Raw genomic sequence first — 26125 nt, forward strand, 5'->3', positions numbered from 1 at the left:
GTGTTCCCCGCCGTCAGCCCACGACGACGTCGAGGCCGATGTCGAGCGTCGGCGCGGCCATGGTGATCTTCGACGTCGAGATATAGTCGACACCGGTCTCGGCGATGGCGCGGATCGTCGAAAGGTTCACATTGCCGGAGGCTTCGAGCTTCACCCGGCGCGGGTCCGCGGCATAGGCCGCGTCGGCAAGGCCGGCACAGTCGCGGTTGATCTCGACGGCGCGGCGCAGGAGTTCCGGCCCCATATTGTCGAGCAGCACGACATCCGGCTGCGCTTCCAGCGCCTCTTCGAGCTCTTCGAGCGTCGTCACCTCGACCTCGACCTTGACGAGATGGCCCGCGAAGGCGCGGGCGGCGCGGATGGCGCCCGCGACGCCGCCGGCAACCGCGATATGGTTGTCCTTGATGAGGATCGCGTCGTCCAGCCCGTAGCGGTGCGAGGAGCCTCCGCCCATGCGCACGGCGTATTTCTCCAGCGCGCGCAGGCCGGGAATGGTCTTGCGCGTGCAGCAGACCCTGGCGTGCGTATGGGCGATCTCGCGGGAAAAGCGCGCCGTGTAGGAGGCGACGCCGCTCAGATGCATGAGGAAGTTGAGCGCCACGCGCTCGGCCGATAGCACCGCGCGCGCCGGCCCGGACACCGTCGCGATCACCGTGCCCGGCGAAAGCGTGTCGCCGTCCTTCACGAAGGCTTCGAAGCGGATGGCCGGGTCCATCAGGCGGAAGGCGGCGCGGGCGAGATCGAGGCCGGCGACGACGCCGTCCTCGCGGCTGTTCAACCCGGCGGTCGCCGTCATGTCGGGCGCGATGGTCGCCTGGCTGGTGATGTCGCCGGCCCGGCCGAGGTCCTCGCCAAGCGCCGCGCGCACCTGCTCCTCCACCATCAGCGGCGAGAGGACGGGGAGAAAGGGGGTGGTCATGGCTGCTTGTCCCGGTTGGTTGCGACTGGAGCGGCGGCGTCAGGCCGCCGCCGTCTGCGAAAGTTCGGCGACGACCGCCTCGGCGTCGGCCAGCGTGAGGAAGGTGCGGTGCTTCCAGGCGGCCTTCTGCTCGGGGAAATCGGAGCGGAAATGGCCGCCGCGGCTTTCCTCGCGCAGCCACGCGCCGACGGTGATGAGCTTGGCGGTGGTGACGATGTTGTGGAAGCGCATGCGGCTGTTCTCGCGCTCCAGCACGGCGATCTCGCGGATGGCGGCCGCAAGGCCCTCCCGGCTGCGGATGACGCCGGCCTTGTCGCTCATGATGCGGCGCAGGCGGGTGAGCGCCGGGCTGTCCTCGATGGTGACGAGGTCGTCGCTCTCGCCGGCATTCTTGCCCCAGTCGTTGATCTTCGGCTCGGGCAGGATGCCCTTGATGTTCTCCGCGATGCGGGCGGCGAAGACGACGGCTTCGAGCAGCGAGTTGGAGGCAAGGCGGTTGGCGCCATGCACGCCGGTGGACGTGACCTCGCCGGCGGCCCACAGGCCGTCGATGGAGGTGCGGCCCTCGGCATCCGTGAGCACGCCGCCCATGTGGTAGTGCACGGCCGGCACGACGGGGATCGGCTGGGTCACCGGATCGATGCCGGCGGCGATGCAGGAGGCGTAGACGGTCGGGAACATGTCCGGGAAATGCGCGCCGACGGCCTTGGTGCAATCGAGGAAGGCGCCGCGGCCGGCCTGCACCTCGGCGAAGACGCCGCGCGAGACGATGTCGCGCGGGGCGAGCTCGCCGTCCTCGTGGATATCAAGCATGAAGCGGTGGCCGGCGGAATTGACGAGATGCGCCCCGTCGCCGCGCAGCGCCTCGGTGGCGAGCGGGGCAGGATCGCGGCCGATATTGATGGCGGTCGGGTGGAACTGGACGAATTCCGGGTCGGCGATGATGGCGCCTGCGCGGGCCGCCATGCCGACGCCCTGGCCGCAGGCCTCCCACGGATTGGTGGTGACGGCGAAGAGATGACCGACGCCGCCCGAGCAGAGCACGACGGCGCGGGCGGGGAAATGCACGCGGTTCTTCGACTGGCCGGCATCCGGCCGGGCGACGACGCCGGAGATGAAGCGGCCTTCGCGCACCAGCTCCTCGACGACGTAGCCTTCCAGCACGCGGATCGACGGCGTGTTGCGCACGGCCGCGATCAGCGCCTCCATGATGGCCTTGCCGGCCATGTCGCCCTTCACGCGCACGATGCGGCGCTCGGAATGGGCGGCCTCGCGGGAAAGCAGGAGCTGGCCTTCGAGGTCGCGGTCGAAGGGCACGCCGTATTCGAGGAGGTCGTGGATGCGCGCCGGGCCTTCGGAGACCATGAAGCGCGCCATCTTCTCGTCGACGATGCCGGCGCCCGCCTCCAGCGTGTCGGCGACGTGCTTGTCGAACGTGTCGCCCGGGCTCATGGCCGCGGCGATGCCGCCCTGCGCCCAGGCCGAGGACGCGCCCTGCCCGATGGGGGCGGCAGCGAGGATCGTGACGGGACGCGGCGCGAGCTTCAGCGCGCAGAACAGGCCGGCAAGGCCGCCGCCGACGATGACGATGTCATCGATGCCGTTCCACGATTGCGGGCGGAAACTTTCCATGGGCATTTGTCTTTCCTCCGACGATGCGGCCTGCCGTCCGCCCCCCGCCTGCCTGCCGGCATCCTCTTCCCGCAAGCGGGGCGAGGAGCGCCGGGCTCACCGTTTTCCTGCTTCTCTCCGAAGCCAAGGGAAAGGTCCCGGCAAGGGGATGAGGGGCGGCATGGCGCGGGCCATACGTCCCGATTACTGCTTCAGGTTCACCATCCGCTCGACGGCGAGGCGGGCGCGATCGGCGATCGCCGGGTCGACCACGACCTCCTCCGTCATGTTCACCAGGCTGTCGAGGATCTTCGGCAGCGTGATGCGCTTCATATGCGGACAGAGGTTGCAGGGCTTCACGAAATCGACGCCCGGCAGTTCGGCCTGGATGTTGGAGGCCATGGAGCATTCGGTCACGAGCAGCACGCGCGAAGGGCGATGATCCTTCACATAGTTTATCATGCCCGAGGTCGAACCGGCAAAATCGCAGACGGCGATGACATCCGGGTGGCATTCCGGGTGGCCGATGATCTCGATGCCGGGATGGGCCTCCTTGTAGGAGAGCAGTTCCTGCGGGGTGAAGCGCTCATGCACCTCGCAATGGCCCTTCCAGGTGAGGATCTTCTTGTTGGTCTGCTTGGCGACGTTCATCGCCAGATATTCGTCCGGGATGCAGAGCACCGTGTCGCTCTCCAGGCTCTCGATGACGGCGAGCACGTTGGAGGACGTGCAGCAGATGTCCGTCTCCGCCTTCACGTCCGCGGACGTGTTGACATAGGTGACAACAGGCACGCCGGGATAGCGCTGCTTGAGCAGGCGCACGTCGGCGCCGGTGATCGAATCGGACAGCGAGCAGCCGGCCTTCGCATCGGGGATGAGGACGGTCTTTTCCGGGTTCAGCAGCTTGGAGGTCTCGGCCATGAAGTGCACGCCGCACTGGATGATGATCTCGGCATCGACCTTGGTGGCGTCGCGGGCGAGCTGCAGCGAATCGCCGACGATGTCGGCGACGCAGTGGAAGATTTCCGGCGTCTGGTAATTGTGCGCGAGGATGACGGCGCCGCGCTCCTTCTTCAGCCGGTTGATCGCGGCGACATAGGGCGCGTAGACCGGCCATTCGAAGGCGGGGATGAACTGCTTGACCCGCTCGTAGAGATGCTCGGTCTCGCGGGCGATGTCGGGCGTGAAGGTGAGGTCCGGTTTCTCGACGACGCCGAAGCGCTCCGCCGCGGTGAGCGGACGTGCGGCCTCGGCTCCTGCCGCATGCTGGGCCAGAACGGTCATGGAACCCTCCTCTGCCGCCGGTTTCGGGCGGCCTCGCCATTTTGCTCAAATTGAGCATAATGGCCGTAAAACAAAACCGGCATTGGCCGGTGGTTCAGATTTAGAAACTTTTGCGACGGTTTGCAAGAAGCGCCGCCCGAATTCCTTCGCGCGGCGCAAGCTTTGGCGCGGTCAGGCGGCGACCGGGCGGGCGACGCTCTTTTCCTCGATCGGCCAGTGCACGACCGCCGCGAAGACGCCGAGCGCCACGCCGAGCCACCAGACCGGATCGTAGGTGCCGAAATGGTCGTAGAGGTAGCCGCCCATCCATACGCCGAGGAACGAGCCGACCTGGTGCGACAGGAAGACGATGCCGCCGAGCAGGCCGAGATGCTTGGTACCGAACATGATGGCGACGAGGCCGTTGGTCGGCGGCACGGTGGAGAGCCAGAGCAGGCCCATCACCACAGCAAAAATGATGACGGAGGCAGGCGACTTCGGCAGGAGGATGAAGGCCGAGACCGCAACCGAGCGGGCAAGGTAGATGTAGGCGAGGAAATAGGGCTTCGAGTAACGTTGGCCGATGACGCCGGCGGCAAGCGAGCCGATGATGTTGAAGAAGCCGATCAGCGCCAGCGCGATCACCGCGTAGCGCGCGTCGATGCCGATGTCGCCGAGATAGGCGGGGAAATGCGCGGTGATGAAGGCGACCTGGTAGCCGCAGACGAAGAAGCCGGCGACGAGCAGCAGGTAGCTGCGGTGGCCGAGCGCCTCGCGCAGCGCCTCGCCGATCGTCTGCTTGTATTCGCTGGCGGCGGTGATGCCGGAGGAGGAATTGCCGCGCAGCGGAATGCCGAGAAGCGGCACGAGGAGCATGAGGACGCCGAGATAGACGAGGCTGTCCGACCAGCCGAAGGCGCTGATCAGCCCCTGCGAGAGCGGCGCGAAGAGGAACATGCCGGCCGATCCCGCCGCCGTGCAGATGCCGAAGGCCATGGAGCGCTGCTCGGGCGTCACGTTGCGCGCGAAGGCGGACAGGAGGATGCCGAAGGAACCGGCCCCGACGCCGAGCCCGACCAGCACGCCGCCGCCGACATGCAGCCAGAGCGGCGAGGTGCCGAGCGACATCAGGAAGAGGCCGAGCGCATAGACGAGACCCGAGACGAGCAGCACGCGCCAGGTGCCGAACTTGTCGGCGATGGCGCCGAAGAAGGGCTGGCTGACGCCCCAGGCGAGATTCTGCAAGGCCATGGCGAGGCCGAAGGTCGTGCGGTCCCAGCCGGTATCCTGCAGCATCGGAAGCTGGAAGAAGCCCATCGCCGAGCGCGGGCCGAAGGTGAGCACGGCGATCAGCGAGCCGGCGACGATGACGGGCCAGGGCATGGACCGGCGCGCGGCGGGGGCCGCATAGGTGGTGGCGGACATAGGCGTCTCCCGAATATGGCCCCGGAACCTACGCCCGGCCATCGATTAACAAAAGCGAATTTAATTGAGCGAGCGATCAACCACGCTGATGGGACAATCCGATTCAACGGGACTGCGGATGTGCTTGACGCGGAACGATTTTGGGCGCATCTCCCCCTCAGGCGTCACATGGCGGCGCCTTTAACCCGGATAAGATCAATGGACCCCGACAGTCGATCATCGAGAGCAATCGAGCGACCTGTCCGGTAAGAGGCCCCTGGCTTCGCTCCGGATGGCGAGAACGCCCTCAGAGGAGTGAAGCATGCTGCAGATCTATGCCCGCAAGGCTGACCGCTTTTGCCTGCGCGAAATTTCCAACCCGGCCATCGAGCAGGCCATTACCCCTGCCCTCTGGTACGACCTTCTCGGCCCCACGCCGGAGGAAGTGAGCGAGGTGGAAGCCGCGCTGCACGTTTCCATCCCAAGCCGGGAGGAGATGGAGGACATCGAGCTCTCCGCCCGCCTCTACCAGGAGGGCGGCGCGGCCTTCATGACCATGACGGCGCTCGCCAATCTCGACAGCGACGAGCCGACCAAGATGCCGATCACCTTCATCCTGCGCGGGGCGACGCTGGTGACCGTGCGCCATGCCGATGCCAGGCCCTTCGTGACCTTCTGCAACCGGGCGCTGCGCGGCAACGGGCATTCCTACGAGACCGGCGAGGATGTCATGATCGGCCTCATCGAGGCGATCATCGACCGCATGGCGGACGTGCTGGAACGGCTCGGCAACGAGATCGACGTCATCTCGCGCGAAATCTTCCGCAGCAAGTCGGCCGCCTCCGGCAAGCACACGCGCAACCTCGAAGGGCTGATCGAGCACCTCGGCCGCAAGGGAGATTTCCTCAGCGGCGTGCGCGAAAGCCTCGTCAGCATCTCGCGCCTCGTCGCCTATCACGCGGCGGTGGAAAACCACACCCGCCGACCCTCCAAGGAAATCCGCCAGCTCGTCAAGCTCGTGCAGCGGGACGCCTCCTCGCTCGGCGACCACGCCGCGTTCCTGTCGGGCAAGATCAACTTCCTGCTCGACGCGACGCTCGGCCTCATCAACCTCGAACAGAACCAGATCATCAAGATCTTCACGGTCGCCTCGGTCGTCTTCCTGCCGCCGACGCTCGTCGCCTCGGTCTACGGCATGAACTTCGAGCTGATGCCCGAGCTGCAATGGCACCTCGGCTACCCCTGGGCCGTCGCCCTGATGGTCCTGTCCGCCCTCGTGCCGTTCCTCTATTTCCGGCGGCGCGGCTGGGTGTGAGCCGCCGTTGAGGGTGTCTTCAAGCCCGCACCTTCATCGGCCAGCGCTCGGTGCGCGTGCCCGTCACGCGCACCGCGTCGCCGAGGCGGATTTCGCCCTCGCCGCGGGGCACGGCGTTCCAGCCGAAGAGCACGCCGGGCACGCGGCGGTCGGCGGACATGCGCTTTTCGGCGAGGCCCTGGATTGGGTTGCCGCCGATGCGCTCGCCGGTCGTCTGGTCCTGCGTGGTCATGATGCAGCGCGCGCAGGGCTTGACGAGGTCGAAGGCGACGCCGCCCACCTCGATCGCCTGCCAGAAGTCCTCCTCCCAGGGCTCCTCGCAGGAAACGAGGATATTGGTGCGGAAGCGGTCCATGCCGACGGGCTCCTGCCCCTTGGCGACGAGCGTCCGGTTCAGGTCCGCCAGCGAGCCCGTCGTCGTGACAAGAACCGGAAAGCCGTCCGCAAAGCCGACGGGCGCCGGGCTGCCGGCCCATTCCTCGCCCTCGGCACGATAGGCCGCGGCATCCATGTGCACCAGCTTCACCGGGCGGGCGAGCCAGTCCGAGAGCACGTCGTTCACCGCCTCGTCGGCCACCGCGGCGTTGACGGGGCAGTCCCAGATCGTGACGTCGAGGCGGTCTTCCGGCTCGAAGCTGGCGAAGAGCTGGCGGCCTTCCATCTCGAGATGCAGGCTCTCGCCGACCGCCGTCGCCTCGATGCGGGCGAGCGCCTGCAATTCGCGCTGGGTGATGAAGCGGCCGTCCGGCTCGACGACCATGAAGCGCCGGTCGCCGGAAAGGCCGTCGAGGCGGACCGTCGCGGTGTCGACGGGAACGGCCCGGCCGCTCTTCAGCGGGTAGATGTTGAGAGCCTCGACCTTCATGCGGGCGACCTTTCCTGAAACTTCGATTCAACGCCTTGCCGGATCGATTCATGCCGGCGGCACAAAAGCATGTTTTCGCTCAGATTTCATCCAGCAGCATGTCGCGGATCGCGCGCAGGCGCTCCGTGCGCTCCTTCGCCATCCGCGCGCCGGCCGCCGTCTGGAAACCATCGGCCAGCCGGAAGAGCTTCACCTCGAAATGGTCGATGGCGAAGGCCTTGTCGTCAAGCGGGCGCCGTTCGGCGAGCGGGTCCAGCGGATCGTAGAGGCCGCTGCCCATGCGTCCGGCAATATAGAAGCAGCGCGCCGCGCCGACCATGCCGATGGCGTCCAGCCGGTCAGCATCCTGCAGGATCCTCGCCTCCAGCGTCTGCGGCGGCAGGTTCGCCGAGAAGCTGTGCGTGAGGATGGCGTCTGCGACAGCCGCCACATCGGCCTTGCTCCAGCCTTCGGCGGAAAGGAGGCTTGCGGCCTTTTCGGCGGCAAGGCGGGAGGCTTCCTTGCGCAGCGGGGAATTCTTCTCCACCGCGACGCAATCGTGCAGCAGCACGGCGGCGGCGAGGAGGCGCAGGTCGCCGCCCTCCTCCGCCCGGATGCGCCGGGCGCTCTTCCACACGCGGATGAGATGGGCGGCGTCGTGCGAGCCGTCGTCGGCGGCAAAGGCCTGCGGCAGCAGGCGGCCTGCAAGGTCCCCGAGGGGTGAAAAGGCGGCGGCGAGGCAGGTGAAGGACATGGACTACCCGAAAAAGACTGCGCGAGACCTATCCCGTCACGACGGCGCGTTCAATTCCGCCTTTTCGCCCGTCCCGGACTTTCCCGACAGGATCTTCTGGTAGAAGAGCCCGATGCCGATCAGCACCGCGCCGAGGCCGATGAAGGAGAGCGCGCGCAGGATGCCTTCGAGGTTCGACATGTCGATGAGGAAGACCTTGACGACGGCGATCAGCACGAGGCCGGCGGAGGCAAGGCGGATGCTCTTCGAGTCGGCCTTCGAGCCGACGGCGAGCAGCAGGACGCCGAGCAGCAGCCAGACGACGGAATAGGTATAGGTCTCCGGCTGGAGGAAGCCCTTCCAGCCGGCGATGCCTTCGCCGTGCCAGTAGCGGCGCACGGACAGCGTAACCCAGGCGAAGACCAGCGCGACGCCGGTCAGCGCCAGCATGATCACATAGGGCATCGGCCGGCGGCCGCGCGCATACCAGGCAAGCCCGCCATAGGCGATGCCGGGAATGAGGTAGCCGACCAGCAGCAGGTCGAGGACCGGCCAACGGCCGAGCAATTCGCCGGTGACATAGGGATTGAGCGCGACGAAATGGGCGCTCAGCACCGAGAGGACGGAGAGCCCGCCGACCGCCATGGAACCGTAGCGGAAGACGGGGCTCGGCGACTTGAGGTCGAGCGACATCATGGTCGCCGAGGCGCCGATGACCAGCAGCGTGTAGGTCGCCTGCTCGCCCAGCGTCGGGACGGAACTGTCGAGCACGCCGCCGTTCATGCCGTGGCGCACGAGGATCGCGGCGGTCAGAAGCAGGAACAGGCTGGCGAGCGCCTGAAGGAGGCTGCGGATGCGTACGTCCGGCCAGCGGCGCAGTTCGAAGGCCGAAAGGGCGAGCAGCGCCGCCGGGATGCCGTAGCCGGCGAGAAGCTGGTTGAAGACCGGGGTCTTCGACAGGTTCGCGGCGCCGACGATGGTCGGCTCGAAGGCGATGCGGCCGGCGACGACGGCGGCCGCGCCAGCCATCAGCCAGGGCAGCACCGGCCAGCGGCAAAGGCGCGTCGCGAAGACGGCGGCGGTGCCGCAAAGCGCGATGCCGAGCGTGGTGGCAAGGCCGTCCGTCAGCGCGTGCAGCGCCAGCACGAGGAAGGCGAAACCGCCGGCGGCGAATGCCCATTGCGGGATGAATATCCCCTCCTCCTCCGCCCGCCCGCGGGAAAAGACCTCCGCCGCCGCAAGGAAGACGAGACCGAAGACGATGGCGAGGAGGCCGTGCTTCGGGTCGAAGGAGAGGTTTGCGAAGCTGAGGAAGCTGACGGAGAGGATCGCGAAGGGCACGGCCGTTGCCAGCAGGCTCCAGAGCGCGGCGAAGGCGCCGGACGTGGCCTGGCGCAGGCGCACCGCCGCTAGGCCGACGGCGGCATAGGCGGCGGCGAGCAGCAGCAGGAGATTGACCGGCGCGGCCCCCGCCGGCATCGGCGCAGCGGGCGCGGTGAACGTATCGGCGAAAACGCCGGCCGGCAGGGCCGCCATCGCGACCGTCCCGGCAACCGCGCCGATGGCGGAGAAGACGGCCGGATAGACCGCCCAGCCGCGCAGCGCGCCGAGCAGCGCCAGCGCGATGACGATGACGGCGAAACCGGTGGCGGCGGCGGAGACGGAGGGGACGCTGCCTGCCAGCACCAGCGCGGCAAAGAGCATGGCCAGCGCGCCCGACAGCGACACCGCGACCGCGGGCGGGGCGAAGAGGCGGTCGAGCGGCCCGGCGGAGGCCTCCCGCGCGGGACCATCCTGCGCCGCGATGCCGCCCGGCCAGATGAGGCCGTGGCCGAGCGCCAGCACCAGCATGGCGAGGAGCAACGGCAGCACTTCGATGTTGCCGGCCTGCGAAAGATAGAGCAGCGCCCACAGCGCCATGCCGGCATTGGCGAGCGCCGGAACGGCCTGCCAGCGGCGGATGCGGGATGCGGCGAAGGTGGCAAGCCAGGCGATGGCGAGGAAGCCGAAGAGGCTCCAGGGGCTCGGCTCGCTGGTGGAGACCAGCGCGGGCGTCATCATCGATGCGAGAAGGCCGAGGCCGGCGAGCGCCTGCCCGTGCAGCAGGGAGAGGCCGATGGTCACGAAGGACACCGCGGCAAGCAGCGCGAAGGCGGCCGGCGCGCCGAGATAGCCATAGAACTCGTAGGCGACAAAGGTGACGGCGAAGAGCGTGATGGCGCCGGCGGCCGTCAGCACGCCGGGGATCATGGCGTTGCGGAAGGCATTGGCGATGAGCGGCTGGGTGCCGCGGCGCACGAACTCGCCGGCGACCATCAGCACGAGGCCGAAGGCCGCCGCGAGCGAGAGGCGGACGGCGGGGCTCAGAAGACCCGCCTCGATGGAGTATTTCACCATGAAGATACCGCCGAGCGCGAGCGCGATACCGCCGACCCAGACGGCCCAGCGCGCACCGATGCGGCTTTCGAAGCTTTCCCTCGGCCGTGCCGGCGCGGCGGCGGGAGCGGCGATCGCTTCCGGCGCGGCGGCTTCGCTCGCGGCGGCAGCCACGGGCGTCTCACCCCCTGCGATCGCTTCGTCCTTTTCGGACACGCCGACCGGTGCCGCCCAGGGGCCGGCGAAGCTTTCCGGCTCCGGCGGCTCGGGCAAGGCCTCCTCCGCCGTTCCGGCCGCGACGGCCTCCGCCGGCACCACGGCATGCCTGGCCTTCAGCGCCTCGACGTCCTGCCTGAGGCGCATCACCTCCTCGCCGAGTTTCTGCGCGTTGTTGCGCGAGGCATTGAGGGTGTAGAGCGCCAGGCCAAGGGCGACCAGGGAAAGAATATCGAGCATTGCGACTCCAGAAGGGCATTGTCCGGGCGCAACACTACCCGGTTTTTGCCAAACGCCAAACGCGGCCAGATTTCTCCTCGCCGTGCGTTACGCCGGATTTCATGGGAAGACGGCCGCCGTTACGCGCGTGCCTCTCTCGCCGGCCCGCCCTGCCCTGCGAGCGCCTTCAGCGCGGCCTGCACGAAGCCGTCGCGGGCGCTGGCGAGTTCCAGGCCGCGCGGTTCGCAGACATGGCGGTTGAGGAAGAAGGCGGTCAGGCGGAAGCCGTCGGCAAGGGCGGCGGCATCGGCCGCATGCCGGCTCTCGTCGCCGAGGAAGCCGGGGAGCGCCAGCATCTTGTCCGCCCAGGGCCCGCCCGCCTGCCGCGAGACGGCGCGGCCGGATTTCGGCGAGACATAACACAGATCCTCGCGCGCGCCCGTGGCGGCGCATTCGAGGAGATCGAGGCCGAAGCCGAGGTCGTTCAGCACGGCGAGCTCGAAACGGATGAAGAGTTCGCCGGCATCGGCCGGTTCGTGCAGGTTGTCGAGGATGACGGAGAGCGCCTCGTAGAGATGAGGGTGCGGATCGCGCTCCGGCAGGAAGCGCAGCAGCGCGGCCATGGCCTGCACGCCGTAGACGGCGGTCGCCGTTTCCATGAGGCGCCCGGCGCGAAGCTCCAGCGGCTCGACACGGAACTCGCCGAGATGCTCGTCGAGCCGGGCGCGCCAGGTCACATCGACGGAATTGCCCAGCTGGAGCACCGGCTGCATGCTGCGCGAGCGGCCGCCGCGCACCATGCCGAGATGGCGCCCGCGCCCGCGCGTCATCACCTCGGCGATCACCGACGTCTCGCCGTGGCGCCGCACGCCCAGAACGATGGCTTCGTCACTCCATTGCATGGCAAAGCCTTACGCTCTCGCCGGGCGCGCCGCAAGCCACAGGGCGGGAGCGTGGCCTGTCGGCCACACCCGGCCGCCTGCCACAGTTTCGCTTTCTTCTCGCCCTGCCCGCGCCCCGTTCGCCCTCAATGAACCGGCGCAAGGCTTCCAGCCGGATTTTTGAATTGCAATGACAGGTGCCCCTTCCATGTGTGTGTCCCGCGCCCGCGCCTCTGCGGTCCTTCGCTCCCTCGCCCTCCTTGCCCTCGCCGCGACGCTTGCAGGCTGCGTCACCACCGCAAAGCCGGTGAGGAAGGGGCCGGACCCGATGCATGTCGCCATGTACGGACCGCATCCGGAGGAGCGCTTCCCGCTGCCGGGGATGGACATCAGCCGGGTGGACCCGAAATATTTCCGCCAGCAGGTGGCCTACCAGACGATGGAGCCGGCCGGCACGATCGTCATCGACACGCAGAACCGCTTCCTCTACCTCGTGCAGGGCGAGGGCATGGCGATGCGCTACGGCATCGGCGTCGGCAAGGCGGGGCTGGAATTCGAGGGTGGGGCGCGCATCGGCCGCAAGGCGGAATGGCCGCGCTGGACGCCGACGCCGAGCATGATCAAGCGCGAGCCGGAGCGGAACCTGCAATGGGCCGGCGGCATGGAGCCGGGCCTTACCAATCCGCTCGGCCCGCGCGCGCTCTATCTCTACAAGGACGGCAGGGACACGCTCTTCCGCATCCACGGCACGTCGGAGCCGTGGTCGATCGGCAAGGCCGTGTCGAGCGGCTGCATCCGCCTGTTCAACCAGGACATCATCGACCTTTACGGCCGCGTGCCGAACGGCACCCGCGTCGTGGTGCTGCAGCACCAGGCACCGGCCGATGAGGCGATGCCGATGGCGGCGGCCGACGGGCTCGTGCCGCCGGCCGCGATCTGATCGCTACCAGGCGTCCGGCTCGCGCACCATGTGCACGATGTTGGCGGGGTTCATGACCCAGCCGCCGCGAAACCCCTCGCCGAGATCCTCCACGGCGTCGCAGCGCACGACACCGTTCGTCTCCAGGTGGCCGAGCGCGATCCGGTGGTCCGGCGTGAAGAGTTCGAGCCAGACCTCCGCCTGGCTGTAGTTCGGCGCTTCGTCGATCCACAGCCGGTTCGGGCCGAGCATGAAGCCCGTGGCCGGGGCCTTGTCCTCGAACGGCGGAAGGCCGACGACATCGCGGTAGAAGGCGACGGTCGCCGCATATTGATGGGTCGGCACTTTCATGGCGATGTTGATGCCGCCCTCAAACCTTGCGGTCATGGCGTCCTCCTCATGTGAAGTCCTGCTGCTCGGCGGTGACGACGCCCTTCATCTCGCTCGGGTAATAGCCCTCGCGCAGGTTGATGCCGTATTCGACATAGGCCTTCATGCAGGCGAGCATCTGCGACCAGCCCTCGCAGTTCATGTAGGAGGATTTCTGGCCGCGGGCGTTGTCGCGCCAGCCGGTCTCGGCGATGGTCACCATCGTGCCGCCATCATCGAGCGGCTTGAAGCGCATCTCGACGCGCGTCTTGTAGGGCTCCTCCCCTTCCTCGACCATCGCATCCCAGCGGAAGACGATGAGCGTATTCTCCTCCACCCTGTCAACGATGACCGGGGCCATGCCCCACCACGTCACCGTCGTGCCCTCGACGAGCGGCGCACTCGCGCCGCCGATGGTCGTGAAATAGCCGCTCAGCTTCTGCGGATTGATCACCGCATCGAAGACCTCGGCGACCGGCCTGCCGATCCGCCCGTTCACGCGAAATTCCAGCGTCATGCCGTCCTCCTTCGGGCGAAACCCGCCCGCGTTCGCTTGTACCCGGCGAGAATATGTTATAAAAAAATAACATGTCAAGCGAATCGAAAGAGGACGCCATCTTCAAGGCGCTCGCCAACGGAAAACGGCGGCAGATGCTGGACGCCATCAGGGACGCGCCGCTGACGACCGGTGCGCTGTGCGAAAGGTTCGCGGAAATGGACCGCTGCACGGTGATGCAGCACCTCAAGGTGCTGGAAGAGGCGGAGCTGATCATTCCCCGCCGGGAGGGCCGTGAGCGCTGGAACCATCTCAACGCCCTGCCGATCCAGGCGATCCACGATCGCTGGATCAGCCGGTATGCCGGCCACGCCGTCAGCGTGCTCTCGGCGCTCAAGGGCGAACTCGAAGGCTGAGGCGCCGCCTGCCGGGCAGCGCCCCGCACGATCAGACCTCGGCGGCGATGCGGCCGATCTCGGCGATGACGGCATTGCGCGCGTCGCCTGAAATGCCGGGGATTTCGCAGAAGGCGGTGACGACGAGCGCGCCGCGGTCCGGCGACCAGGCGACGGCCACGTCATTGGCGTTGCCGTGCTTGTCGCCGTTCGTGCCGGTCTTGTCGCCGGTGATCCAGCCGGCCGGGAAGCCGGCGCGCAGCCGCGTGTCGCCGGTCTTGTTCATCACCAGCCAGGCGGCGAGCTGCGCCCTGGAGGACGGCGAAAGCACGTCCGAGAAGACCAGCCGGCGCAGCGTCTCGGCCATGGCGATCGGCGTCGTGGTGTCGCGCTCGTCATCCGCCGTCTCGCGATAGTTGAGCGCCGGCTCGGTACGGTCGAGACGCGTCACCGCGTCGCCGAGGCCGCGCAGGAACCGGGTGACCGCCTCCGGCCCGCCGGAGCCGGCGAGCAGCAGGTTGGCGGCGGCATTGTCGCTGAGCGTGATCGTCGCCTCGCAGAGCCGGGCGACGGAGATGCCCGCCTTGCCGACATGCTTTTCCACCACGGGCGACCAGTCGAGCAGGTCGGCCTTCTTCACCACGATGCGCCGGTCGAGCGCCTCCTCCTTGCGGTCGACGCGCGCGAGGACATGGCCGGCGAGCAGCGCCTTGAAGGTGCTGCACATCAGGAAGCGCTCGTTGGCGCGATGGCCGAGCCGCGCGCCCGTTGCGAGATTATGTATGGCAACACCGATACGCCCCTTGTGGCGCCCCTCCAGCTTTGCAAGCCGCCCTTCCAGCGCCTCGCGTCCGGCGGCCATGGCCGTGCCGGTGAGCGCGGAGACCGCGGGAACGGCGAGAAAGACGCCGGCCATCGCCTGCCGGCGTGAAATCGTCATCGGCATGGTGCATTTTCCTGTCTGTCGAACACCGGGGCGCCCCGCGCCGCCGGGCCGTTTGAGCCCGCCCACGACGCGACTATGCATGGGCGCGCCGGATCAGGGCAAACGACGATTTCCGGGAAGAGCCATTAGAAAAAATTGGGCATGGCGCACCGGCCGGCCTATTCCCGGGGCGGCGCATCCCTCACCGCGGCTGCAAACCTGCACAGCAGGCGGACCAGGTCATCGATATCCCGCTCCTCCCAGCTTTCGAATATGGCGCGGCCCATCTTCTCACGCGCGGCATCGATCATGCCGGTCATCGCCCTGCCCTTCTGCGTGACCACCGCTTCGCGGACCCGGCGGTCCCCCGCGCCTTCCCCCCGCTCCACGAGGCCGAGGGCGGCGAGCTTGGCCACCTGCCGGCTGACCGTCGTGTGGTCGCGGCCGGCACGGTCCGCAAGGTCGACGACGCCGATCGGGCCGAAGCGCCCGATGCCGACCAGCAAGGGGAAAAGCGCCCGGTCGAGCTGAATGCCGGCGGCGCGGATCATGTCCTCGTCGCGCTCCGGACGGTTCATCGTGCTGAGGATATCCAGCAGCGCGCCGTGCAGCAGCCGCAGCTTTTGCGATATGTGTGCATTATGCACGCTTTTCGTTGACGTCATCGACAACTCCATTTATGTGCATAATACACGCAAAATCAGAAGAAGGAAGAACGGCATGGCCGGGATAACGATGCGCAGTTGGGCGACGCCGCTCACCATCGGTTCGTTTCTGCTGATCTCGGTGACGGGAATCCTGATGTTCTTCGAATGGGAACGCGGATTGATGACCGTCGCGCATCAATGGCTCTCCTGGTTTCTGGTGATCGGCGCGGCCGGCCATATCGCGGTCAACCTGCGGCCGCTCAAATCTCATCTGAGGTCGCGGTGGGGCAAGGCCAGCGTCGCCGTTTTCGCCGCTCTCCTCGCGGCCTCCGTCTTTTCCTGGGGCATGATCACCGGCCCGCAGATCAAGCGCCCGATCGAACAGGCGCTCGTCGATGCCCCGCTTTCCGCCCTCGCCGGCGTCGCCCGCACGCCGGCAGGGGATGTGGTGCAGCGCCTTGCCGCGCAGGGGATTGCGGCAAGGGAAGGCCAGTCCATCGGCGAACTCGCACAGGCGAGCGGCGTCGACGAGAACCGCCTGCTGGCCATCGTCTTCGGGCGCGATTGAGCCTTCCGGCTATTTCCGCTTCATCGCCTCGGCGAGCGCCGCGCCCAGCGCCCCTTGCGAAGGCGCCTGCTGCTTCGGCGCGGCCTGGCTGAACTTCGGCTTCATGCCGGTATTGCGCTCGCCCCGCGGGGCCGCGTTGTCGCGCGCGGCCGGCGCGCCGCCGTCCTTGCGCATGGTGAGGCCGATGCGCTTGCGCGGCACGTCCACCTCCGTCACGCGCACCTTCACCACGTCGCCGGCCTTCACCACCTCGTGCGGATCCTTGACGAAGCGGTCGGCAAGCTGGGAAACGTGGACGAGACCGTCCTGGTGCACGCCGATGTCGACGAAGGCACCGAAGGCGGCGACGTTGGTGACCGTGCCTTCCAGCATCATGCCGACCTTGAGGTCCTTGATGTCGTCGACGCCCTCGGCGAAGGTCGCGGTCCTGAATTCCGGGCGCGGGTCGCGGCCGGGCTTTTCCAACTCGGCGAGGATGTCCCTGACGGTCGGCAGGCCGAAGCGCTCGTCGACAAAGACGTGCGGGTCCAGCCTCTTCAGTGCCGCGCTGTCGCCCATCAGGGCGCGCACGTCGCGGCCGCAGGCGGCGACGATCTTCTTGGCGACGCCATAGGCTTCCGGGTGGACCGACGAGGCGTCGAGCGGCTCCCTGCCGTTCGGGATGCGCAGGAAGCCGGCGCATTGCTCGAAGGTGCGCGCGCCGAGGCGGGCGACCTTCATCAGCTCCTTGCGGCTTTCGAAGGGGCCGTTGGCATCGCGATGCGCGACGATGGCCTCCGCCGACGACTTGCCGAGGCCGGAGACGCGGGCGAGCAGCGGCGCGGAGGCCGTGTTGAGGTCGACGCCGACGGCATTCACCGCATCCTCCACCACCGCATCCAGCGAGCGGGACAGCTTGCCCTGGTCGACGTCGTGCTGGTACTGGCCGACGCCGATAGACTTCGGCTCGATCTTCACCAGCTCGGCCAGCGGATCCTGCAGGCGGCGGGCGATGGAGACGGCGCCGCGCAGCGACACGTCGAGGTCGGGGAATTCGGCGGCGGCCGTTTCCGAGGCGGAATAGACCGAGGCGCCCGCCTCCGAGACGATGACCTTGGTGGGCCTTGGCGCGGGAAGCTGCTCCAGCATGTCGGCGACGAGCTTTTCCGTCTCGCGGCTGCCCGTGCCGTTGCCGATGGCGATGAGCTCCACCTTGTGCTTGCGGATCAGCGCGGCGAGTTCGGCCTGCGTGCCGCGCAGGTCGTTCCTGGGCGGGAAGGGATAGACCGTCGTCGTCTCGACCACCTTGCCGGTATTGTCGACGACAGCGACCTTGACGCCCGTGCGGATGCCCGGATCGAGGCCCATCGTGGCGCGCGTGCCGGCGGGCGCGGCGAGCAGCAGGTCCTTGAGATTGCGGGCGAAGACGCGGATCGCCTCCTCTTCCGAGCGCTCGCGCATCTCGCGCATCAGGTCGAGCGAAAGCGACATGGAGAGCTTCACGCGCCAGGTCCAGCCGATCACTTCGGCAAGCCACTTGTCGCCCGGCTTCGTGCCGACCGCGTAAAACGAAGCGATGATGCGCTCGACGGGCTTCACCGGCTCGGTATTGTCCTGGTCGACGACGATGTCGACCGAAAGGAATTCCTCGTTCCAGCCGCGCAGCATGGCGAGCGCCCGGTGGCCGGGCACCGTCGCCCAGCGCTCGGTGTGGTCGAAATAGTCGGAGAACTTGGCGCCGGCCTCCTGCTTGCCCTCCACGACGCGCGAGCGCAGGAAGGCGTTCTCCTTCATGTAATCGCGCAGGCGCTTGAGAAGATCGGCGTTTTCCGTCAGTTGCTCGGCGACGATGTCGCGCGCGCCTTCCAGCGCGGCCTTCACGTCCGGAACCTCGGCCGAGAGGAAGTTTGCGGCAAGCTCGGCCGGCACCAGCGCGCGGTCGGCAAGGATTTGCTCGGCCAGCGGGCCGAGGCCGCGTTCGCGGGCGATCTCCGCCTTGGTGCGGCGCTTCGGCTTGTAGGGAAGATAGATGTCCTCCAGCTCGGCCTTGGTCGTGACGGCGGCGATCCTGCCGGCCAGTTCGTCCGTCAGCTTGCCCTGCCCGGCGATGGAGTCGAGGATGGAGGCACGGCGGGCTTCCAGCTCGCGCAGGTAAGTCAGCCGCTCGGAAAGCATGCGGAGCTGCGTGTCGTCGAGGCCGCCCGTCACCTCCTTGCGATAGCGGGCGATGAAGGGCACCGTCGCCCCTTCGTCGATCAGCCCGACGGCAGCGGAAACCTGCGCGGCGGTCGCCTTGATCTCGGCGGCGATCAGGTTCGCGATCTTGAGCGGTGTCGGGGCCATGTCGAACTCCTTTGTATGGCGCGGCGGCGGCGAAGGAGCGGCGCGCCGGCTGAACTGCTCATAGTCAGCGCCCGGCCGCAAGCCAATTGCGCGCGGCGATAGCGTCGTTCACGTCCACAATATATCGTCGGCCGGCATGCGGAGCGCCGTGCCAAGGTTGAACGCAGGCCAATCCATGCTTGACGGTTGTAACCCTTCATAAATGTCTTGCCGACTATCCTGCCGGCGTAAAGGCAACGGGGCATCGGCATGCGCGGCGCGATTCTTGCAGCAGTCTCTCTGACGGCCCTCGCCGCGGCCGCTCCCGCGAGCGCGGCGACGTTGAACCTTCTCATCTGGGAAGCCTATATCAACGAAGAGATCCTCGCCGATTTCACGGGCGAGACCGGGATCGAGGTGCGCCAGACATTCTACGACAGCGGCGATGCGCGCGACGAGATCCTCTCCGACCCCAACAGCAATGTCGACGTGGTCGTGACCAACGAGAACGGCGCGAAGCTCTACGGCAACCGCGGCATCATCATGGCGCTCGACCGAAAGAACGTGCCGGCGCTGGCGGACTATGCGGAAAGCTGGACGAAGCGCTGCGGCGGCTATGGCGTGCCCTATCTCTGGGGCACGATGGGCATCCTCTACCGTTCCGACGCGATCACGACGCCCCCGTCCTCCTGGGCGGACATCATGAAGCCGGCGGAAAGCCTGCGCGGCCACATCGCCATGTATGACGACCATGCCGAGGCCTTCGTCGCGCCGCTCGTCCTTCTCGGCAAGTCGGTGAACGCCAACGACAACGAGACGCTGAAGGCCGCCTTCGAGCTCATGAAGGCGCAGCGGCCCTACGTTCTCACCTACGACTATGTCGTCACCTCGATCCAGAGCGCGGACAAGGGGCCGAAGATCTACATGGCGCTCGGCTACAGCGGCGACCAGTACACGCTGAACGGCAAGGTCGGCGCGCCGGGCCTCTGGCGCTACGTCGTGCCGAAGGAGGGCACGCTCTCCTGGCTCGATTGCATCACCGTCAGCGATCGCTCGCAGAACAGGGACCTCGCGCTGAAGCTCGTCGACTACATCAGCAACGCCAGGAACGGCGCGCGCAACGCCATCAAGCTCAACATGCCGACCGCAAGCACCGCCGCGCTGGCGCTGCTTCCGGAAGACGTGCGATCCGACCCCGAAATCTATGCCGCACCGGAAATCCTGGCCAAGAGCCAGCTTCAGGAGGAACTGACCGTCCAATCGGTCCAGGCCCGACGCCGCATCATCAGCAGTCTGGCTCAGCTCAGTGACGCTCGGTAAACGCGCCCTTTCCCTCATCTTCCCCGTCGTGCTGGCTGGCTACGTGCTCGCAGCCTCCCTCATCTATTTCGTGCAGGGCTCCTCGATCCTCGGGCTGGAGCGCGCGCGCCTCTGGCAGCAGATGGGCCTGCTCACCGCCCTCTTCCAGAACGAGGTGACGCAGAACCGCAGCCTCATCTATTCGCTCGTCGCCGGCGACACCGTTCGCCTGTTCGTCGACGAGCCCGATGCCGGCTACCGCAGCACCGCGCTCGGCGTGCGGCTGCAGCAGAGCATCACCTCGCTCTCCGACGACCGCAAGAAGTTCATCTCGGTCGCGATCATCCGCCCGCCGCTGACGGTCGACTACTACTACGAGGACAGCGAAGACCCGTTCGCGGAGATCACGCCCCAGCAGCTCGCCCATGCCCGCCAGGTGATCGACAGCCCGCGCCTTTCCACCTGGGCCTATCTCGACACGGCCGGCATGGAGCCGCTGATCGTGCATTCGGAATTCATCGACCCGCTGACCTTCAACCGCCCGGTCGCCAGCGCCAAGCGCAACGCGATCCTCGTGCAGACCGCCGTGCGGCCGAAAGCCTTCCTCGACATGAAGCGGACGCTGGAGAAGGAATATGGCAGAACGATCGAGATCGGGCAGCACCAGTTCCTGGCGCAGGGCGCGCTTTCGGCAACCGCAACGCTCGGCCCCTCGCTCTTCGCCCGGCTGACGCCCGACACGACCTTCCTGGAAAACCGGCTGTGGGCGCTGAAGAGCCTGCTGGCGTTCGGCGCCATCGCGCTCAGCCTGTGCACCATCGCCCTCGTGCTGCTGCTCGTGCGCCGCTACATCACCAATCCCATCGCCCGCCTCGACCGGCAGCTCACCGACGTGATGACCGGCAGCCGCAGCGTACTGCCCGAAATGAACGAGGCCGGCGAGATCGGCCGCCTTTCGGCGAACGTCAAGCGGCTGCACGACCATTCCAAGCAGTCCTTCGACCTCGTGCAGAACGCCTCCTGGACGGATACGCTGACCGGCATCTCCAACCGCGAATATTTCAACATCCGCTCCACGCAGATCCTCGCCGAGGCGGAGGCCGAGGACATCGGCTGCACCCTGCTCTTCATCGACGTCGACAACTTCAAGTTCGTCAACGACAAGCACGGGCACAAGATCGGCGACGAGCTGCTCAAGACCCTCGCCGACCGCATCTCGGCCATCGTCGGCCGCGTCGTCGGCGAGCGCGGCCTGCCGGACGGCCTCTTCGCGCGGCTTTCCGGCGACGAATTCGCCATCATGCTGCGCTGCCAGCCCGGCGGCGGCGCGATCACGGAAATGTCCAGCGAGATCCTGTCGCTCTTCGCGGAGGGCTTCGAGGTCCTGGACAAGGCCTATCCGGTCACCGCCAGCATCGGCATCGCCGTCTACCCGGAAGACGCCGGCACGCTGCCGGAGCTGATCGCGAACGCGGACGCCGCCATGTACCAGGCGAAGTCCCAGGGCAAGAACGGTTCGGCCCGCTATTCACGCTCGCTGCACGAGAAGCGCAACCGCCAGCGCCGCATCGAGGAGGAACTGCGCGTCCTGGAGCCCGACGACGAATTCCACCTCGTCTACATGCCCATCGTCGACGGCCACGGCCGCGTCACGGGCTGCGAGGCGCTGCTGCGCTGGAATTCCCCGGTCCTCGGCCGCGTGACGCCGGATGAATTCATCCCCATCGCCGAGACGACGGGCCTCTTCAGCAAGATCGACTGGTGGGTGATCGACCGGGCGATGGCGGAATATGGCCAGATCCGCAAGCTCTTCGGTGCGGAAACGATCCTCTGCATCAACATCTCGTCGGCGGAACTCTACACCAAGTCGATCAGCGACCATTTCTGCGACTGCGCCGAACGCCACGCGGTCGAGCCGCGCATGATCGAGATCGAGCTGACGGAAACCTTCGCCGTCAAGCTCGGCGAACAGTCGCGCCGCAACATCGAGATCCTGCGCAGCCGCGGCTTCCGCATCTCGATCGACGATTTCGGCGCCGGCTACACCTCCGTGCAGCAGATCATCGAATACCCCGCCGAGACCATCAAGCTCGACCGCGAGCTCGTCGAAAGCCTCACCCGCTCGGCCGCGCTGCCGACGCTGCGCGCCCTCGTCGCGCTCTGTCATGCGCAGGACATGTCGGTGATCGCGGAAGGGGTCGACACCACGGAGAAGATGGCGCTGCTCGCCGCCGCCGGCTGCGACCTCTACCAGGGCTATCTCATCAGCCGCCCGCTCGCTCTCGAAGAGCTTGGCGTATGGGCGATGCAGCGGCTGCTGGAAAAGGCCCGCGATGATGCGCAGAAGCCGGAGCGGCGGGTGCGGGCTTGAAGTCTCCTGGAAAATGACGCGTGTGGGGCCAGGCTGCCTCTCATGCCCCTGCCGGGACCTTCTTCCCGCAAGCGGGGAGAAGGTTGGGGTGAGGGGCAAACCCGCGATATGCGCTGCGATTACGACGTCGGGAAGTCGAGGCCCATCTCGCGGAAGCGGGCGGGATCGTCGCCCCAGTTCTCGCGCACCTTCACGAAGAGGAAGAGGTGCACGGGCTGTTCGAGGATCTCGGACAGTTCCTTGCGCGAGGCCATGGAGATGGCCTTGATCGCATCGCCGTTCTTGCCGAGGGCGATCTTCTTCTGGCTGTCGCGCTCGACATAGATGACCTGCTCGATGCGCACGGAGCCGTCCTTGCGCTCCTCCCACTTCTCCGTCTCGACATGCGAGGAATAGGGAAGCTCCTGGTGCAGGCGCAGGAACAGTTTTTCGCGCGTGATCTCGGCGGCGAGCTGGCGCATGGGCAGGTCGGAGATCTGGTCTTCCGGATAGTACCAGGGTCCCTCGGGCAGCACGGCGGCGAGGTAGTTCATGACGTCCTCGCAGCCCGAGCCGTTGAGGGCCGAGATCATGAAGGTGCGCTCGAACGTGACGACCTCGTTGGCGGCGGCGGCAAGCTTGAGGAGATCCTCCGGCTTGACCCGGTCGACCTTGTTGAGGACGAGGATCTTCGGCTGGCGGACCTCTTTCAGGCCCTCCAGGATCGTCTCGGCATCGCCCTTGAGGCCGCGCTCGCTGTCGATCAGGAACATGATGACATCGGCATCCTTCGCCCCGCCCCAGGCGGTCGTGACCATGGCGCGGTCGAGCCGGCGGCGCGGCTTGAAGATGCCGGGCGTGTCCATGAAGACGATCTGGGCGTTGTCGTGGATCGCGATGCCGCGCACGATGGCGCGCGTCGTCTGCACCTTGTGGCTGACGATCGACACCTTGGCGCCGACGAGGCGGTTGACGAGGGTCGACTTGCCGGCATTGGTCGCGCCGATCAGCGCGACGAAACCCGAGTGGGTCGCGCGCTCGCCGGTCGTGCCGGTCTCGGCGGGGGTCTGGTTTTCTTCGGTCATGGTGTCCGTCAATCTCGTGTGTTCAGGCAATCCGGGGCTTCGCCGGCATTGCCTCAGGCGCCGCCCTTTGGCCAGACGCCTTCGCGTTCCAGAATCTTCGTCGCGGCCGCCTGCTCGGCGGCCCTCTTGGAGCGGTCGACGCCGGTCTCCGGTTTCACGCCCCTGATCTCCACCGTCACGGTGAAGCGCGGGTCGTGGTCCGGTCCCGAGCGCTCGTCCACCTTATAGTTCGGCGTCACGCCGAACCGGGCATGCGCCCATTCCTGCAATTCGGTCTTGGCATCGCGCCGCGCGCCTTCGGCCCGGGCGGCCCTGCCCTGCCAGTTGGCGAGGATGAAGCCGCGCGCCGCCTCCAGCCCGCCGTCGAGATAGATCGCGGCGATCAGCGACTCTATCACATCGGCGCGCACGTTCAGCATGGCTTTTCCGGTGAGCTTCTTGACGTCCGCGCCGGTGCGGATGAAGCGGTGAAGGCCGAGGTCGTCGGAGACCGCCGCACAGCTTTCGGCGCTGACGAGCTGGTTGAGGCGGACGGAAAGCTCGCCCTCCTTCGCCTCGCGGAAGGTGCGGAACAGCATCTCGGCGACGCAGAGCCCGAGGACCCGGTCGCCGAGGAATTCCAGCCGCTCGTAATTGCTGCCCTTGCCGGGCCGGGCGCTGGCATGGGTGATCGCCCGGTCGAGGCGGTCCTTGTCGGTGAAGACGTAGCCGATCAGCTCTTCGAGGGCCTTCCGGTTCGCGTCGTTCAGCGGTATCGCGCCCTTCATTCAACGACCTTGAAGAGACGGTCCCAGCGAAGGTTCGCCGGCCACTTCCAGACCTCGCTGAAGGACGTATCGTGGCCGAGCGAGAAGAAGATCAGGCTGGCGCGGCCGATGAGGTTTTCAGCGGGGACGAAGCCGACGTCGAAGCGGCTGTCGGCCGAGTTGTCGCGGTTGTCGCCCATCATGAAATAATGGCCTTCCGGGACGATGAACTCGCGCGTGTTGTCGCCCACCGTGCCCGGACGGGTGTCGAGCGTGTCGAAGGAGACGCCGTTGTCGAACGTTTCGCGGAAGACCGGCACGTTCTCGCCGGTGTCGTACTGGTCGTCGGCGCGGAAGAAGCCGTCATGCTCGCGCGGAACGGCCACGCCGTTGATGTAGAGCACGCTGTCCCTGACCTGCACCCGGTCGCCCGGCAGGCCGACGAGGCGCTTGATGTAGTCGATGTCGGGATTGGGCGGGAAGCGGAAGACGACGATGTCGCCGCGCTTGGGCTCGCTGGCGAAGATGCGGCCGGAAAACAGGTTCGGCGAGAACGGCAGCGAATATTTCGAATAGCCGTAGGAGAACTTGTTGACGAAGAGGTAATCGCCCACCAGCAGCGTCGGCATCATCGAGCCCGAGGGAATCGTGAAGGGCTGGAACAGCACGGTGCGGATCACGACGGCGAGCAGCAGCGCCTGGATGATGACCTTGACGTTTTCCCACAGGCCGCTCTGGGCCTTCTCAGTCTTCTCTGCCACGCCGGACTTTTCCTTATTTGCGAACATGGGGCCCTCTATAGAGGAAAGGTTGACCGTTGGAAATCATGTCGGTCAAAAAGACACGGGGGGCGCCGGTTATCCGGGCATTCCGGCCGGAAGCGCCTCGATGATCACGAAAGCCTGCGCGAGCGGAAAATCGTCCGTGATGGTGATGTGGATGCGCGCCTCGTGCCCTTCCGGCAAAAGCTGCCTGAGCTTTTCGAGCGCCCCGCCGGTGAGCTGCATGGTCGGCTTGCCGCCCGGCAGGTTGACGACGCCCATGTCCTTCCAGAACACGCCCTGCGCCAGGCCCGTGCCGAGCGCCTTGGAACAGGCCTCCTTGGCGGCGAAGCGCTTGGCATAGGAGGCCGCGCGGTTCCTGCGCCCGTCGGATTTCGCCCGCTCGATCTCGGTGAAGCAGCGCTCCGTGAAGCGCTCGCCGAAACGCTCCAGCGACTTCTCCACCCGGCGGATGTCGATGAGGTCGCTGCCGATGCCGATGATCATGGGGTGTTGTCTCCGCGGGAAAGGACGGCCGGCGCCAGGCCGGCGCGCTGCATGAGGCGGGCATGGCGCCGCGCCTTGAAGGAGCGCAGGGCCAGAAGGGTCGCGCCATAGGCAAGAAAGGCCGCCGCGGCGCCGAGGATCGACGCGCCGAACAGCATCGGCTTGAGCACGGGATGCCAGAGTTCTGACAGTTCAAGGTGCTCCAGCATGTGGAAAAGCTCGCCCGCGGTCACCGCCTCGGCGGAGTGGATGCCGAGAACGACCTCGCCGATCCGGAAGGTCGCGACCGCGATGAGCGGGATGGTGAGCGGGTTTGCAACGGTCGTCGCCAAGGCCGCGGCCAGAAGGTTGCCGGCCGTCAGGTAGGCAAGCGCGAGCGCCAGGATGACGTGAAAGCCGAGAAGCGGCGTGAAGGCGGAGAAGATGCCGGCCGCGACGCCCGCCGCAATCGCATGAGGAGAGGCGGAAAGGCGCAGGATTCGCTTGGCAAGGTAACGCGCCGGACGCGTGAACCCCTTGCGCGGCCAGAAGAATTCGCGCAACCGGTCGGGCCAGGAGGCCTTCTTTCGACGTCTGAACAACATGGCCCAGACATAGCCGATCCGTTGGTGGCATTTCAATGGCGCCCTCACGGCGCCATGCACGGCGGTTGCCGTGGCGCAACGGCGTGCGCCACACGGAACCGGTCGTCTCAGTAGGACTTGCGGAAGAGGCCGCGGTCGATCTGACGCTGGCGGTATTCCAGGTCGATGCGGTCGACGGCGCCGTTCAGGTAGGCGAGCTCGCGGTCGGCGGCGGTCGGGATGCGCAGGGCGCGGGTGAAATTCCTGATCTGCTTCAACATTGGTAAACCTCGTTCGGTTACCTCCCGATGCAGAAGATAGGTCCGGCCGCGGTTTCACACCAGCGACACTATCCCAATACAGCCATGCGAAGCGCGCATAACGGCTGGTTAAATCATGGGCAAACGTGCCTC

General features: G+C 67.0%; 25 protein-coding genes. 6 read left to right on the forward strand and 19 right to left on the reverse strand.

Features of this window, described 5'->3' with window-relative positions; translation table 11 throughout:
• Positions 1-13: 13 nt before the first annotated feature.
• The 4 genes from nadC to L0976_RS17640 all read right to left on the reverse strand — a co-directional run bounded on the left by nadC (position 14) and on the right by L0976_RS17640 (position 5218).
• A complete protein-coding gene (nadC, locus tag L0976_RS17625) occupies positions 14-919 on the reverse strand; it encodes a carboxylating nicotinate-nucleotide diphosphorylase (RefSeq protein ID WP_234188553.1) in 906 nt (301 codons plus the stop codon).
• 39 nt (positions 920-958) lie between these two features.
• Entirely contained in the window at positions 959-2557 is a 1599-nt protein-coding gene (locus L0976_RS17630; protein ID WP_234188555.1) for an L-aspartate oxidase, read from the reverse strand.
• A gap of 177 nt (positions 2558-2734) precedes the next feature.
• A complete protein-coding gene (nadA, locus tag L0976_RS17635) occupies positions 2735-3814 on the reverse strand; it encodes a quinolinate synthase NadA (RefSeq protein WP_234188557.1) in 1080 nt (359 codons plus the stop codon).
• Positions 3815-3985: 171 nt separating this feature from the next.
• The gene (locus tag L0976_RS17640) at positions 3986-5218 is read right to left on the reverse strand and encodes an MFS transporter (RefSeq protein WP_234188559.1); all 1233 of its coding nucleotides are present in this window, start codon (positions 5216-5218) and stop codon (positions 3986-3988) included.
• Positions 5219-5519: 301 nt separating this feature from the next.
• Here L0976_RS17640 and L0976_RS17645 point away from each other — a divergent pair, with 301 nt between their 5' ends.
• The gene (locus L0976_RS17645; protein WP_234188560.1) at positions 5520-6512 is read left to right on the forward strand and encodes a magnesium transporter CorA family protein; all 993 of its coding nucleotides are present in this window, start codon (positions 5520-5522) and stop codon (positions 6510-6512) included.
• A 19-nt stretch (positions 6513-6531) separates the two neighbouring features.
• On the opposite strand, the gene L0976_RS17650 is transcribed toward L0976_RS17645, so the two are convergent.
• From L0976_RS17650 to recO, 4 genes are all read right to left on the reverse strand, one after another.
• A complete protein-coding gene (locus L0976_RS17650; protein WP_234188561.1) occupies positions 6532-7377 on the reverse strand; it encodes an MOSC domain-containing protein in 846 nt (281 codons plus the stop codon).
• A gap of 79 nt (positions 7378-7456) precedes the next feature.
• Complete coding sequence (locus tag L0976_RS17655; protein ID WP_234188562.1) at positions 7457-8110, reverse strand: HD domain-containing protein; 654 nt, start codon at positions 8108-8110, stop codon at positions 7457-7459.
• Positions 8111-8146: 36 nt separating this feature from the next.
• Positions 8147-10921 (reverse strand): DUF2339 domain-containing protein, encoded by a 2775-nt coding sequence (locus tag L0976_RS17660; RefSeq protein WP_234188563.1) that lies wholly within the window; start codon positions 10919-10921, stop codon positions 8147-8149.
• 119 nt (positions 10922-11040) lie between these two features.
• A complete protein-coding gene (gene recO / locus L0976_RS17665; RefSeq protein ID WP_234188564.1) occupies positions 11041-11802 on the reverse strand; it encodes a DNA repair protein RecO in 762 nt (253 codons plus the stop codon).
• A 187-nt stretch (positions 11803-11989) separates the two neighbouring features.
• Between recO and L0976_RS17670 the strand changes: the two genes are divergently transcribed.
• Entirely contained in the window at positions 11990-12721 is a 732-nt protein-coding gene (locus L0976_RS17670) for a L,D-transpeptidase (RefSeq protein WP_234188565.1), read from the forward strand.
• A gap of 3 nt (positions 12722-12724) precedes the next feature.
• Here the strand turns inward: L0976_RS17670 and L0976_RS17675 are convergent, their stop codons facing one another.
• Both L0976_RS17675 and L0976_RS17680 read right to left on the reverse strand, forming a co-directional pair.
• A complete protein-coding gene (locus L0976_RS17675) occupies positions 12725-13087 on the reverse strand; it encodes a hypothetical protein (RefSeq protein WP_234188566.1) in 363 nt (120 codons plus the stop codon).
• Between the two features lie 10 nt (positions 13088-13097).
• Entirely contained in the window at positions 13098-13586 is a 489-nt protein-coding gene (locus tag L0976_RS17680; RefSeq protein ID WP_234188568.1) for an SRPBCC domain-containing protein, read from the reverse strand.
• Positions 13587-13657: 71 nt separating this feature from the next.
• Here L0976_RS17680 and L0976_RS17685 point away from each other — a divergent pair, with 71 nt between their 5' ends.
• Positions 13658-13981 carry a helix-turn-helix transcriptional regulator gene (locus L0976_RS17685; RefSeq protein ID WP_234188571.1) on the forward strand — a complete coding sequence of 108 codons (324 nt, stop codon included), beginning with the start codon at positions 13658-13660 and terminating at the stop codon, positions 13979-13981.
• A gap of 31 nt (positions 13982-14012) precedes the next feature.
• Here L0976_RS17685 and bla read toward each other — a convergent pair whose 3' ends face one another.
• Together bla and L0976_RS17695 are read right to left on the reverse strand one after the other, a co-directional pair.
• Complete coding sequence (bla, locus tag L0976_RS17690; RefSeq protein ID WP_370643710.1) at positions 14013-14900, reverse strand: BKC/GPC family carbapenem-hydrolyzing class A beta-lactamase; 888 nt, start codon at positions 14898-14900, stop codon at positions 14013-14015.
• 164 nt (positions 14901-15064) lie between these two features.
• Positions 15065-15550: a MarR family winged helix-turn-helix transcriptional regulator gene (locus L0976_RS17695; RefSeq protein ID WP_234188574.1), complete on the reverse strand. Its 486-nt coding sequence runs from the start codon at positions 15548-15550 to the stop codon at positions 15065-15067.
• A gap of 55 nt (positions 15551-15605) precedes the next feature.
• Here L0976_RS17695 and L0976_RS17700 point away from each other — a divergent pair, with 55 nt between their 5' ends.
• Complete coding sequence (locus L0976_RS17700; RefSeq protein WP_234188576.1) at positions 15606-16100, forward strand: hypothetical protein; 495 nt, start codon at positions 15606-15608, stop codon at positions 16098-16100.
• Between the two features lie 9 nt (positions 16101-16109).
• Here L0976_RS17700 and L0976_RS17705 read toward each other — a convergent pair whose 3' ends face one another.
• Positions 16110-18422, reverse strand: a complete 2313-nt coding sequence (locus tag L0976_RS17705; RefSeq protein WP_234188578.1) for a Tex family protein — start codon at positions 18420-18422, stop codon at positions 16110-16112.
• A 249-nt stretch (positions 18423-18671) separates the two neighbouring features.
• On the opposite strand from L0976_RS17705, the gene L0976_RS17710 reads away from it, so the two are divergent.
• Both L0976_RS17710 and L0976_RS17715 read left to right on the forward strand, forming a co-directional pair.
• Positions 18672-19721, forward strand: coding sequence for a spermidine/putrescine ABC transporter substrate-binding protein (locus L0976_RS17710; protein ID WP_234188580.1), 1050 nt, complete (start codon positions 18672-18674; stop codon positions 19719-19721).
• On the forward strand, positions 19708-22071 hold the full coding sequence (locus L0976_RS17715) for a bifunctional diguanylate cyclase/phosphodiesterase (RefSeq protein WP_203318459.1): 2364 nt from the start codon (positions 19708-19710) through the stop codon (positions 22069-22071). The genes L0976_RS17710 and L0976_RS17715 overlap by 14 nt, the downstream gene beginning before the upstream one ends.
• Before the next feature lie 119 nt (positions 22072-22190).
• On the opposite strand, the gene era is transcribed toward L0976_RS17715, so the two are convergent.
• The 6 genes from era to L0976_RS17745 all read right to left on the reverse strand — a co-directional run bounded on the left by era (position 22191) and on the right by L0976_RS17745 (position 25993).
• A complete protein-coding gene (era, locus tag L0976_RS17720; RefSeq protein WP_234188582.1) occupies positions 22191-23135 on the reverse strand; it encodes a GTPase Era in 945 nt (314 codons plus the stop codon).
• A gap of 53 nt (positions 23136-23188) precedes the next feature.
• Positions 23189-23902, reverse strand: coding sequence for a ribonuclease III (rnc, locus tag L0976_RS17725; protein WP_234188585.1), 714 nt, complete (start codon positions 23900-23902; stop codon positions 23189-23191).
• Positions 23899-24642, reverse strand: coding sequence for a signal peptidase I (lepB, locus tag L0976_RS17730; protein WP_203318456.1), 744 nt, complete (start codon positions 24640-24642; stop codon positions 23899-23901). Before lepB ends, rnc begins: the two co-directional genes overlap by 4 nt.
• Before the next feature lie 96 nt (positions 24643-24738).
• Positions 24739-25149: a holo-ACP synthase gene (acpS, locus tag L0976_RS17735; RefSeq protein ID WP_203318455.1), complete on the reverse strand. Its 411-nt coding sequence runs from the start codon at positions 25147-25149 to the stop codon at positions 24739-24741.
• Complete coding sequence (locus L0976_RS17740; RefSeq protein WP_203318454.1) at positions 25146-25733, reverse strand: DUF2062 domain-containing protein; 588 nt, start codon at positions 25731-25733, stop codon at positions 25146-25148. The genes acpS and L0976_RS17740 overlap by 4 nt, the downstream gene beginning before the upstream one ends.
• Positions 25734-25840: 107 nt before the next feature.
• Positions 25841-25993 (reverse strand): DUF3563 family protein, encoded by a 153-nt coding sequence (locus L0976_RS17745; RefSeq protein ID WP_203318453.1) that lies wholly within the window; start codon positions 25991-25993, stop codon positions 25841-25843.
• Positions 25994-26125: the final 132 nt, after the last annotated feature.

The sequence above is a fragment of the Shinella sp. NM-101 genome (assembly GCF_021401195.1).
Classification (GTDB): domain Bacteria; phylum Pseudomonadota; class Alphaproteobacteria; order Rhizobiales; family Rhizobiaceae; genus Shinella.